This window comes from Runella aurantiaca (assembly GCF_003339505.1).
GTDB classification, from domain to species: Bacteria; Bacteroidota; Bacteroidia; order Cytophagales; family Spirosomataceae; genus Runella; species Runella aurantiaca.
Map to the genome: position 1 here is coordinate 18609 of NZ_QPIW01000031.1, position 12497 is coordinate 31105.

At 46.3% G+C, this 12497-nt stretch carries 9 protein-coding genes; 4 read left to right on the forward strand and 5 right to left on the reverse strand.

Annotated features, from left to right (window positions below; genetic code table 11):
- Positions 1 to 92 precede the first annotated feature (92 nt).
- From DVG78_RS25295 to DVG78_RS25305, 3 genes are read right to left on the reverse strand one after another with little or no spacing between them, the layout of a single operon-like run.
- The gene (locus DVG78_RS25295; RefSeq protein WP_114463812.1) at positions 93 to 1154 is read right to left on the reverse strand and encodes a mandelate racemase/muconate lactonizing enzyme family protein; all 1062 of its coding nucleotides are present in this window, start codon (positions 1152 to 1154) and stop codon (positions 93 to 95) included.
- Between the two features lie 56 nt (positions 1155 to 1210).
- A complete protein-coding gene (locus DVG78_RS25300) occupies positions 1211 to 2272 on the reverse strand; it encodes an N-acetyltransferase DgcN family protein (RefSeq protein ID WP_114463813.1) in 1062 nt (353 codons plus the stop codon).
- Between the two features lie 54 nt (positions 2273 to 2326).
- Positions 2327 to 4855 carry a serine hydrolase gene (locus DVG78_RS25305; RefSeq protein ID WP_114463814.1) on the reverse strand — a complete coding sequence of 843 codons (2529 nt, stop codon included), beginning with the start codon at positions 4853 to 4855 and terminating at the stop codon, positions 2327 to 2329.
- Positions 4856 to 5074: 219 nt separating this feature from the next.
- Between DVG78_RS25305 and DVG78_RS25310 the strand changes: the two genes are divergently transcribed.
- The 4 genes from DVG78_RS25310 (at position 5075) to DVG78_RS25325 (ending at position 10527) form a co-directional block, all read left to right on the forward strand.
- Positions 5075 to 5527, forward strand: a complete 453-nt coding sequence (locus DVG78_RS25310; protein ID WP_114463815.1) for an Lrp/AsnC family transcriptional regulator — start codon at positions 5075 to 5077, stop codon at positions 5525 to 5527.
- A 168-nt stretch (positions 5528 to 5695) separates the two neighbouring features.
- Positions 5696 to 8737: an amidohydrolase family protein gene (locus DVG78_RS25315; protein WP_114463816.1), complete on the forward strand. Its 3042-nt coding sequence runs from the start codon at positions 5696 to 5698 to the stop codon at positions 8735 to 8737.
- A gap of 49 nt (positions 8738 to 8786) precedes the next feature.
- On the forward strand, positions 8787 to 9164 hold the full coding sequence (locus tag DVG78_RS25320; protein ID WP_114463817.1) for a four helix bundle protein: 378 nt from the start codon (positions 8787 to 8789) through the stop codon (positions 9162 to 9164).
- On the forward strand, positions 9142 to 10527 hold the full coding sequence (locus tag DVG78_RS25325; protein WP_229598319.1) for an amidohydrolase family protein: 1386 nt from the start codon (positions 9142 to 9144) through the stop codon (positions 10525 to 10527). Before DVG78_RS25320 ends, DVG78_RS25325 begins: the two co-directional genes overlap by 23 nt.
- Positions 10528 to 10591: 64 nt before the next feature.
- On the opposite strand, the gene DVG78_RS25330 is transcribed toward DVG78_RS25325, so the two are convergent.
- The gene (locus DVG78_RS25330) at positions 10592 to 11320 is read right to left on the reverse strand and encodes a DUF4412 domain-containing protein (RefSeq protein WP_114463819.1); all 729 of its coding nucleotides are present in this window, start codon (positions 11318 to 11320) and stop codon (positions 10592 to 10594) included.
- 208 nt (positions 11321 to 11528) lie between these two features.
- A complete protein-coding gene (locus DVG78_RS25335; protein WP_114463820.1) occupies positions 11529 to 12419 on the reverse strand; it encodes an NmrA family NAD(P)-binding protein in 891 nt (296 codons plus the stop codon).
- Positions 12420 to 12497 lie beyond the last annotated feature (78 nt).

A 12497-nucleotide genomic window follows, 5' to 3' on the forward strand; every position in this document is an offset into this window, starting at 1 on the left:
TGCTGTTAAAATGTAATATTTGACCAAGACGAAGTTAGAGAAAAACAATCATTTTCTACTTTCTTTCCTCCAACTTAACCCTTATCGGCTTTTTAACTAAGCCCCAACCCCACCTTTCTGGTCAATTTCAAACATCCATTTTCTAAGATAAATCCGCCACTTACCACATCTTCGGCCAAGTCAAAACTACCATCCAAATCAAGGTAACGGGTGTTGGAACAGGCAAATGCCGCGTGGAGCGCCGCCGCAATGCTCACGATGCTTTCGTCATTGCAACCCCAAAAAAGGTCGATACCAGCGTGTTGGGCAATGTTAGCAATTTCCAACGCGCTGATGATTCCACCGCATTTCATGAGTTTGATATTAAAACTACCAAAAGGCTGTGGTTGCTGCGCCAATTGCAACGCATAATGCGCATCTTTGAGGGATTCGTCGGCCGTTAAAATCCGCCTTTCTTCTTCTTTCAAAACCAGCAACTCTAGCTCTTTTCCAACCAACAAAGGCTGCTCAATCAACTCTAAATCAACGGATTGCATAGCATTCAAAAACTTTTGTAAATCAACCAATGCGTAACCTTGATTGGCATCGACTCTGATTTTGATTTTGTTTTGAAAACGTTCGTTCAATTTCAAAACCCGTTCAATATCTTGCTCTACGTTCTCGCCCGTTTTTACTTTCAGCACTTTGAAGCCAAGTCTGACGTATTCCGCTGCCTCTCTGAGCGTATCCTCCACCGACATGATTCCGATGGTCACGGATGTAGGGAGCTGCGTTATTTTTTGGCCGTAAAACTCCACCACCGGGATTCCTAAAAATTGCCCGAAGGCATCGTGTAGGGCAATATCAAGGGCGGCCTGCGTACCGGGCAACTGCGGAAAATGGCGTTTTACTTCGTCAATTAATTGCCTAAAATGCCGAATATCCCGTCCTACGAGGTTTTCAAAAAAGGCAGATTGACAGTTTTTAAAAGTCTGTTTGCAGGTTTCTCCCACTACCTCTTCTGCGGGGCTTGCTGCACCCTTGCCCACCATGCCGTTTTCTAGCTCTACTTCCAAAAACACATTTTCTACGTCCGAAAACGTATACCCCGCAATACTGTAAGGCTTGCTCAAAGCTAGATTTTTCAGATAAGCACGAATCGATTTTATTTTCATATAAAAGCCCAAAGGTTAACGGCCTAAATCCTTCTTCATCAGCCTCGTTTGTGTCATCAACGCGCTACGTTCAAGCGCGTCAATTCTTTCAAAGTTGGCATCAATGCTTCCACCCCTTCTTCCAATGGCAACAGCACCGAAATTTGCAGCTGTTGTTCGTAATGTTTCTGGTAATCAAGCGCTTCCTGCGCTGAGCAGTCTTCCGTATTCAACGCCAAAGCAATTATTTTTGCCCCAAATTTTTCAATAATTTCCACTTCCGACTCCACACTCGGAATCCTGCCCCAATGGGGCTCGTTGTCAAAATATTTTCGTTTGGGTGCATGAACCAAAATAACGTGTTTGGCATTTCCTGAAATCAAAAACTCCAACCCGCACGGCCCACTAGGATTGCGCAGCGACGATTGTCCTTCCACCAAAATCAGGTCAGCATGGGTTTCTTTCCAACACGAAACAATCGCGTGTTCCACCTCGCCCGATACAAAATCGTTGAGGGTGGAGTCAAAAATAAAACCGTATTTCCCGCCTTGTAACCAGCCCGTCTGCCCCGTATAAATCATCTGGGCATTTATCCCTTGGCTTTCGCACACCTGACGAACCATCCGAGCCGTGGTACGTTTTCCCAGCGCACAATCCATGCCGATGACCGCAATTATTGGGGCCTTTACGTCATAAATTTCTCCCGTCCAGAAGTGTAAATCTTGGCGAGATTTGGGTTTACGAACGTCAATCAACTGCACTTGATGTTGCGCCGCCAGCGCCACAAGTTCAGGTTTTTCGCTCAAGTATTCGTGGAGTCCATTGACGATGGAAATCTGCTGTTGGATAGCTTCTTTTATAATATTCAACATGTTTTCGGGCAAAACACCGCCCACCGTTGCCACTCCAACAATCAGATAATCAACCTGTTTCAACTGAGCAAGTGCACTCAAAAGTGAATCGAAAATGGGGATATTTCTGGCTTTTCCGTCCAGCACGTCGCCTGCGTCGCGGCCCGCCGTGGGTGGGTCAATTACCCCGACGATTTCATAACGCTCCGTACCCCGAATTAAGCCGTGGGCCGTTTTGGCATCGTTGGTAGTGAGCAGGCCGTTGGTTAAAATAATAGCTTTGTTCATGGTGTGTACCTTTTTTTATAACCTTAAACAAGGACGTTTAGGCTTTGTTGATTGCTATTTTCTTTTGATAAATACCCCAGGGAATTTACCCGTGGTTTTCTGCGACTCATAAACGAGTTGGCCGTTGACCCACACTTTTTCAATCCCCGACGAAAGCGCGGTAGGGTTTTGAATATTGGCGTTGTCTTTCACGGTTTCGGGGTTTAGCAGCACCAAATCGGCATAGTACCCCCATTGTACAATTCCACGGTCAGTAATTCCTAGATGCTCCGCCGTTAGCCCCGTCATTTTATGAATGGCGGTTTCTAAAGGCATGATTTTTTTGTCGCGTACGTACATTCCTAAAACCCTCGTAAAAGCCCCATGCCCACGGGGATGCCCACGCCATGCGCCATCGGAACAGATATTTGTGTGCGACCAACTCAGGAAATCCGCAATGTCAGACTCATCCATCGACTTGCCCATAATTGCCTCAATTCCACCCTCATAATCTGGATTTTTCTCCTCAAACTCAGCCGCTTGTGCAATCAAAGTCATCAAGGTTTGGGCGGGTTTTTCTTGGCGAAGCGTGGCAATTTGAGAAAGGGTTTTGCCCGCGTAATCTTTATTGGGTGCAAACCGCACGACAACCGATTTTTTGGGGTCACACAGTTGGGTTACGGCAAACTCAGCACTTGCACTATTTGTATAATCTCGATTGGGAAAAAGCACCCGCAACGTGGAGTTCCAAAAATCGTACGGGTAACAATCGGCCGTGATGTTTACGCCTTGGGAGCGGGCTTTTTGGAGCTTGCCCAACAGCGCCGACGCGCTTCCCCATTGGTCACGTTTGGCAATTTTGATGTGCGAAATCTGCACGGGCATTTTCGTTTGTTTACCGATTTCAATGATTTCGTCAATGGCTTCATCGAGATTAATATCCTCGCTTCTGATGTGGCTCATGTACCGTCCACCCGACTCCGCCGCTACTTTAGCCAATTCCAATACTTCGTCTCGATTGGAAAAAAAAGCCGACTCATATTCCAACCCCGTCGCCAATCCCAGCGAGCCTTTTTTCATTTCGTCGCGCAGCAAAATCTTCATCTTTTCTACCTCCTCTGGCTTGGCAGTTCGGTATAAACTCTTGACTCCCATCGCTTTGGTCCGCAATGTAGAATGTCCCGTATAACTGGCGACGTTGATGGCAACAGGCCGTTTTTTGAAAAAACTTTGTATCGTATCCATCGGCGTACTACCACCGTCTTGCCCAGTTACAATCGTCGTAACTCCCTGATTAAGTGCCGCAATCGCATCGGGATGTTCTTCTAAACCGCCAAAATGGTGACTGTGGCTGTCAATAAAACCGGGCGCGAGCGTCATTCCTTTTCCATCGGTCACGGATTCGTTGGGGAATGGCATTAAATCACCGATTTCCCATATCTTGTCGTCTCTCAATCGTACAGCCGTTTGCCGGCTGGCAGCGCCCGTTCCATCAATGAGTTTAATGTTCGAAATCAGTTGTGTTTGAGGAAGTTTAGGGAGTTTATCCGCCAGAATATCTCTTACAATTCTAATGGCCGTTACATCGGTAGAATTGGTCAGAACAATAATGGTTTGTTTCTTTTCTACATTTCGAACAATCACGTTCAAAAAACCGACCCAACCTCCCGTGTGCGACAATAATTTACCTTCTTCTTCTATTTTCCAGCCGAATCCGTAAGGGTAAGTCGTACCGTTGTTGAGTTTAACGGGCGTAATTGCCTCCTGCCACGTAGCGAGGCTGACCAGTTTTTGAGTATACAAGGCTTGGTCCCATTTCAGTAAATCTTCGACCGAAGAATACACATTGCCATCACCAACAACTCCATCCAAACGTATTAAATCATTGGGCACATTCTGTCCGTTTTTTCGCTGATAACCCATTACCCGATTGACGGGTGATTGCTTCATACGCAGGCAATAAATGTAGGTATCATTCATACCCAACGACCTTGTAATCTGCTGTTTAAAAAAATCTTCAATGGGCATACCCGCCGCTTTTTCAATCACCGAAGCCAGAATGACGTAACCGGTATTATTGTACTCCCATTTTTCTCCTGCTTCAAAATCGACGTTGGGTTGATGGGTTTTCAACAGCTGAAGCAGCTTTTCGTTGGTCAGCGTATCCAGCGTATTGTTGTGTTTCTGGGCCAACTCAAAATATTCGGGCAGGCCGCTCGTGTGGGTAAGCAGGTGCCGAATGCTTATTTTTTTGTAGGGAAAATCGGGTAAATGTTGCTGCACCTTATCGTCAAATTGTAGTTTCCCTTGCTCTTTCAACATCATGACCATCATCGCCATAAATTGCTTCGAAATCGAGGCCAAATTGAAGGATGACGTTGTTTGGAGGGGTGCCTGCGTGGTCAAATTGGCGATGCCAATCGCTTTTTTGTACACAATTTTTCCATTTTCGGCCACCAAAACCGCCCCGCTAAACGACGCTCGTTGGTGCAAAATCGTCAATGCCGAATCCAACGTTTTCAATTTTGAAGAGCTGTATTGAGCGTAAGAAAACTGAATACTCAACAGCACACAGAGTACCGAAAAGAATCGTTTGGCTGCCATAAAATTGGGGTTGAAAATTTCGATAAAAGATTCAGGAAGTAGTTGGCAAATCGGAAATATGCCTGCCGTTTGATTCTTATTAATGTTGATGAAGTGTGGACGAAAATAGTTTTTTATTCTTTAAACAAAGAATTTATTAGTTACAAAAAATAGTATGTCATAAAAAATAAGCATATTTTGCTTTAAATAAAGTCAAATACCCCATCCCAAAAGGAAATTATGCTTGACGAAACTGACCTCCGTATTTTGGCGCTGTTGCAACAAAACGCCAAGTTGACCATCAAAGAATTGGCCGAAGCCCTTCACCTGACTACCTCCCCCGTTTTTGAACGTATCAAACGCTTGGAAAAAGAAGGCTACATCAATAATTATGTGGCATTGGTCAACCCCGAAAAAGTAGGGCGCGGACAAGTAGTGTTTTGCAACGTTTCGATGCCCGTTTATACCACCGAAAACATCGAAACATTTGAGAAAATTGTCCGTCAGATGCCGCAGGTAATGGAATGTTATCATTTGGCGGGAATGGTTGATTATCAACTAAAAGTCCTCGTCAGAGACATCAAAGAATACGACAGTTTCCTGAAAACATTCGCCGAAATACCGATGGTAAAAGTCCACAGCAGTGTGGTGGTATTGCACGATGTGAAATACTCCACCGAAGTGCCGCTATAGGAAAAATAATGGCTTTTATTTTAAATGAACCCGCCGAGCTAGTACATTATCCAAAGCATTGCATCATCTTTTCAGTAAATAACTGCACTTTTTTACGCCTCCCTTTTTTTCAACACTTTTCCAAAGTAGATTTGGAAACCGTAACCTAATCTAAATCCGTATCACTTCATGAAAAAACTGATTACACTTCTCATCACAGTATCGGTATGTACGTCCATTTGGGCCCAAACGCCCACTTTTCCGCGCAACGGCGTTTATGACGAGCGCCCCGAATTGTACGCTTTCACCAATGCCACCATTTACATTGACGCGCGCAACGTACTCGAAAATGGGACTTTACTCATCAAAAATGGCGTCATCGTTGGCGTGGGCAAAGACCTCCAAATTCCAAACGGAACCGTCGTAAACGACCTCAAAGGCAAGCGCATCTATCCCGCCCTGATTGACATGGAATCGGACTACGGAATGCCCGAAGTCAAACGCACCCAAGGTGGCGGACGCGGCACTCCGCAGCAGATTGAATCCAACAAAAAAGGCGCTTACGGCTGGAATCAAGCCCTTAATCCCGAAACGGAAGCAGGGAAATTATTTACCGTCAACAATGCCAAAGCCGATGAAATGCGCAAATTGGGCTTTGCCACGGTGCTCACTCACCACCACGACGGCATCGTACGCGGTAGCGGCGCACTCGTAACATTGGCTACCGATAGCGAAAACAGCGTCATTATTCGTAGCCCCGTTTCGGCCCATTTATCGTTCAGCAAAGGCTCTTCTGGTCAACAATATCCCAACTCACCCATGGGTGCGATGGCGTTGTTGCGCCAAACCTACTACGATGCCGAATGGTATAAAAATGCGGGCAAAAATGTTGAATACAATATATCACTCGACGCTTTTAATGCCCTGAGCGGATTGCCAACCGTATTTGAAGCAACCGACAAATGGAGCTTGCTCCGGGCCGACAAACTAGGTAACGAATTCAAAACACAATATATTTTTCGGGGCAATGGCGATGAATACCAGCGCATTGACGAAATAAAAGCCTCGGGGGGCACGCTCATTGTTCCGCTCAACTTTCCAGCGGCCTTCGATGTCGAAGATGTTTGGGATGCCGACAACGTGAGCCTTGCCGAAATGAAACACTGGGAAATGGCTCCCGCAAACGCGGCAGCAATCGAGAAAGCGGGCGTTAGTTTTGTACTGACTTCGGCATTGCTCAAAACAAAAACCGAATTTTGGACCAACCTGCGCAAAGCCATCGAATACGGTTTATCAGAAACCAAAGCATTGGAAGCCCTCACGACGGTTCCTGCCCAGCTCCTCAAATGCGACGATAAAGTAGGAAGCCTCAAAACGGGCGCTTGGGCCAATTTTATCATTACTTCGGGCAATTTGTTCAACGCCGATAATGTCATCTACGAAAACTGGATTCGGGGCAAAAAATACATCATCAATAACATCAATCAAGCCGATATTCGGGGAACGTACAACTTAAGCATGGAGGCCGAAAAAGGGAAACTAATCATCAGTGGAAAACCCGAAAAGCCTGATTATCAAATTGTGCTGAGCGATACCGTGAAAATTACGCCGAAAGTCACTTACCTCAACGACGTGATTTCACTCAATTTTCAACCCGACAGAAAAGCCCCCAACGCAACCACCCGCCTGACGGGTTACCGGGAAGGAACGGGCTTCAAAGGAAGCGGCGAAACCGCCAAAGGCACGCCTACCAAGTGGGAGGCAGCCTTGCAGGAACCCATAAAATTGGCCGAAGCGCGCCGCGATTCGACCCGCAAACCTGCTCCGAATGTTGGAAAACCGTTGTTTCCATTTGTTGGATTTGGGAATGCTGAAAAACCAAAATCAGAAACGTTATTGATTAAAAATGCCACCGTTTGGACCAGCGACGACGCAGGGATGTTGCCCAACAGTGATGTATTGGTGGAAAACGGCAAAATTGCCCGCATTGGCAAAAACCTCTCTGCCGCCAACGCCCGCGTGATTGACGGCACAGGAAAACACCTCACGCCGGGTATCATTGACGAGCACTCGCACATCGCGCTTTTCTCCATCAATGAAGGCGGCCAATCCAGTTCCGCCGAAGTACGCATGAGCGATGTTATTAACCCCGACGATATTAATATTTATCGCCAATTGGCGGGCGGCGTCACCATGTCACAGCTATTGCACGGCTCCGCAAATTCCATCGGTGGACAATCGGCGGTGGTGAAGTTAAAATGGGGCGGCAATGTTTCGGATATGCTACTGCCTGAAGCGCAGTTTATCAAATTTGCCTTGGGCGAAAACGTAAAACAGGCCAACAGCGGTAATCCAACGAGCCGTTATCCGCAAACGCGGATGGGTGTTGAACAGGTTTTTATGGATCATTTCACCCGCGCCCGCGAGTATGAGCGCGCCTGGGATTCCTACAATTCCATGAAGACCAAAATTGGAATGCCCGTGCCTCGCCGTGATATTGAACTAGACGCTTTGGTTGAAATTCTTAACGCCAAGCGTTTTATCACTTGCCACTCGTATGTGCAATCCGAAATCAACATGCTCTTGAAAGTCGCTGATTCTTTAGGCTTCAAAATCAACACGTTTACGCACATTTTGGAGGGTTATAAAGTAGCCGATAAAATGAAAAAACACGGGGCGGCAGGTTCATCCTTCGCCGACTGGTGGGCGTATAAAATGGAAGTAAAAGACGCGATTCCGTACAATGCCGCGATTTTGACCAAAGTAGGCGTATTGACCAGTATCAACTCCGACGATGCCGAAATGGCCCGCCGCCTCAATCAGGAAGCCGCCAAAGCGGTAGAATACGGCGGCATCGCAGAAACCGAAGCCCTCAAAATGGTGACCATCAATCCCGCCAAAATCATGCACTTGGATAAGCGTACGGGCAGCATCAAGACGGGCAAAGACGCCGATTTGGTATTGTGGAACAACCACCCGCTTTCTATCTACGCCCGTCCTGACTATACCATTGTTGAAGGAGCGATTTACTACTCCACCGAAGGCGATGACAAACGACGCGACGAAGTAGAAAAAGAACGCGCTCGTTTGGTACAGAAAATGATTTCTGCCAAAACGGGCGGCGCTACCGCCATCCGTCCGCCTTTCCGCCGTCAGCGTATGTGGCATTGCGAAGATGTAGAGGGCGTTATGGCAGAAGGCGAAGAGCAAAGCGAGGAGGAAAAGAAATAGGAAAAAAGAAACAGGAAGTAAGAAGTAGGAGCCAAGAATTTTATACATCATGGATAATAAAACGCCCATCCAAACTTTCCGAGATTTACAAGTTTATACTTTGGCTCATCAATTAGCCATGAAAATTTTTTGGCTCAGTACAAAATTTCCTTCTGAAGAAAAATACTCCTTAACCGATCAAATACGACGTTCCTCTCGCTCCGTTGCAGCAAATATTGCAGAAGGTTGGGGAAAGAGAAGATTTGAAAATACATTCAAAAGGCATTTAATCGACTCCATCGGCTCTCTTGAAGAGACTAAATGTTGGTTATTATTCGCTTTAGATTGTCTGTATATTAGTCAAGAATCATACAAAGAACTAACTACCGATACTGAATATCTCGGTGCTAAACTTTCGAAATTACATGAGAACTGGAAGACCTTCTAACTATTCCATAAAAGTCCATAAGTTATATTTTGCTCAGGCATCTTATTTCTTACGGCCTATTTCTTATTTCTTACTTCTTATTTCGGGTCTCTTATTTCAGCCCGTATCGGCACAAAACCCCGCGCCTGCCAAGCCCCAAACCAAGCCTATTGCACTGGTGGGCGGCACGGTTCATGTAGGAAACGGAACCGTGATTGACAAAGGAACGGTGGTCTTTGACAAAGGAATCCTTACCGCCGTAGGCGATGCGAGTACGACTTTTGACCGCAACGCCACCGAAGTCATTGACGTAACTGGCAAACACCTTTATCCGGGCCTCATCGCGATGGGCGCCACGACGGGCTTGGTCGAAATCAGTTCGGTTCGGGCCACTACCGACAATCAGGAAATCGGGGCGCTCAATCCCAATGTTCGGGCATTGGTTGCGTATAATACTGATTCTGAAGTCATTCCTACCTTACGCAACAATGGATTATTACTTACCCAAGCAACTCCCCAAGGTGGCACGATTTCGGGTTCGTCGTCGGTGATGGAACTCGACGGATGGAATTGGGAAGATGCCGTTCTGAAAAAAGACGATGGCTTGTGGCTAACATGGCCGCCGTTTTTTGCCCGTGAGTTCAACTTCGAGGATTTTTCGGTAAGCCTCCAGCGAAACAGCCGCCGTCAGGAGGTAATCAATAATCTTGCGCAACTGTTTTCGGATGCCCGCGCGTACAGCCAAATCAAAAACCCAAGCATTACCAATCTCAAATTGGAAGCGTTGCGGGGGCTATTTAGTGGCAATCAAAACTTGTATATCCGCGCCGACAACAGCAAAGACATTATCGAAGCCGTCAAATTTGCCAAATCGCACGGGGTTCAGAAACCCGTCATTGTGGGAGCAGAAGACGCTTTGCGGGTGGTAGATTTTCTGAAAGAAAACAATATTCCCGTGGTCTTGGGAGAAACCCACCGCCTCCCCAACCGTCAAGATGAGCCCGTGTATCAGCCCTATCAACTGCCTTCTTTGTTGCAAAAAGCGGGCGTCACGGTTGCATTAAGCTACGGTGAAGCCTATTGGCGTACGCGCAACTTACCATTTGTGGCGGGAACTGCCGCTGGTTTTGGCAACCTCGACCGCGAAGAAGCGCTAAAAATGATTACATCTATCCCCGCCAAAATTCTGGGTGTTGACAAACAAGTAGGGACGTTGGAAAAAGGGAAGCTGGCCACGCTCGTGGTCTGCAAAGGCGACATTCTGGATATGCGCTCCAACGGCATTGAACACGCTTTCATCAGGGGCCGTAAGACCGACCTCGACGACCGCCACAAACGCCAGTACAAAAAATACAACGACAAATACGATATCGGAAACAAATAAAGGCTTATTACCATACTTGCCAAGACTCAGCGTCTCTATTTCGAGTCTTGGCAAGTATTAACCATTATTGCTTGTTGCCGTGTTGTTTTATCATCTCTTCCATTATTTTTTTACGCTCGGCAGGCGTCATATTCTGGATTTTGTTTGGGTCAATGGAAGTCCCTTTTTTATAGTCCGCTGGAATGTTGAACAGGGTAGCCGACACGGGCTTAGTATCGTATTTCACCAACTCCATCGTCATTCCCCCTTCTTTATTTTTCATTTGCGTTTTGACCACAAAACCTTCAGCACCCGCTTTTTTCATTTCGCGGTACATTTGGTCATTGCCACCGCTCATGCTTGATTTCCAATAACCCATCATGCTTTCATAGCCAGCGATGTCTTTCGTGGTCCACATATCCATGGGGCGGTTGCTCATGGTCACCACGATGTGCGTGCAGTTGAGATTTTGAATCTTTTCTTTTCCCACCACTTTTACCGTCACCTTTGCGGCATTGGGGTCTTTGGGGGCCGAATTGGTATTTACTTCGGTGTAGGTTTTAGCCCCTTCATTCAGCATAATCATGGCATTGGGCTTATTGGGAAGCATCAGCATTACCTGCTTGTGCGACATTCCTGGCATATTGAGACTGGTTTCCATCCGCACTTTACCGCTCGCAAATTGCATTTTGCTGGTCGATACATTACTTTGCCCTTGCCCCGACATGGTCATTTTGTATTCAATCGTTCCTTGTTGTGCCTGTACTGAAATGACTCCCGCCAACGCAAGAGTAAGCGTTAAGAATTGTTTCATAGTATTGATTTTTATGGGAAAGATATACAACGTCGGTTGTTATGATTTTGTATGGTAGAATGGTTTAAAATCAAAAAAGGGCTATTAGCCCTCAATCCTCAAGTACCCATTTTCATCTTTACAAACCCAAACGACTCTCTTCCCATAAACACCAAAATTCACAAAGCTAAGGGCGATTGCTGAGAATTCAACAACCGCCCTTAAAATCTTAACTTACCGCATTAAATGCAACAGAAAATTCTTTTTTAGCAAAATCCTCAAACGTTGTCGGTGTGGTATTGGCCGTATCACGCTCGTAGCCGTTGAGGTACTCTCCTGAGTTTAAGCCCGCAAAAAGTTCGTTGTAACCGTCGGCAATGGTTTCGGGGAGGCCCGCGCCAATCATCCCCGCCCGGGCATCTTCGGGCGAAAATTGTACATAATGAAAAGGCTTTCCAACGGCATCGCTCAAAATAGCCGTTGCTTCCGTCATGGTGTAATCGGCCGCTCCCGCCACAAAAACATAGGAATGACCTTCAAAATCAAGCGTTAAAAAATACTTAACGGCCACTTCTGCAATGTCGTGCGTATGCACCAACGGAACCTTTAAGTCAGCATTCAGAGTATACCCCTGAATTCCTGCGGCCTTGATTAAACCGATGTTGCCGAAAAAATTCTCCATAAAATAACCTGCGCGCAAATTGAGTACGTTCAACCCTTCCACGGTTTTGAGTGCCTGTTCTAAATCGTACAATCCACTTACGGGTCCAGCCCCCGTTGGCATGTGTGCCCCCATTGAACTCAATACCACGGCGTATTTTACGCCCGATTCCTGCAATGCGTCCACAAAATTCTGAATGATTTCACGCTGATACGCCCGCCAATCTGTAATGTTCCACTTGGGAGGAACCATCAAATAAACGGCTTCAGCACCTTTGAATGTTTCTTTCAGAAATGCCGCATCTTCCAAATCACCAACGGCCAATTGGGCTCCTTTTTCGGCCAATGCGGCTCCCTTCGTTGCGTTGCGAACAACGGCTTTTACTTTTTTTCCTGCAGCAAGTAGCTCTTCGGCAATAATGTGCCCAGTGTGTCCGGTGGCTCCTGTAATAACGTACATGTTTCTTTGATTTTAATAAATTTAAATTTGTTTTTCATTGTACGTACATACCAGTTGGTATGTACGTGGGCAAAAAAA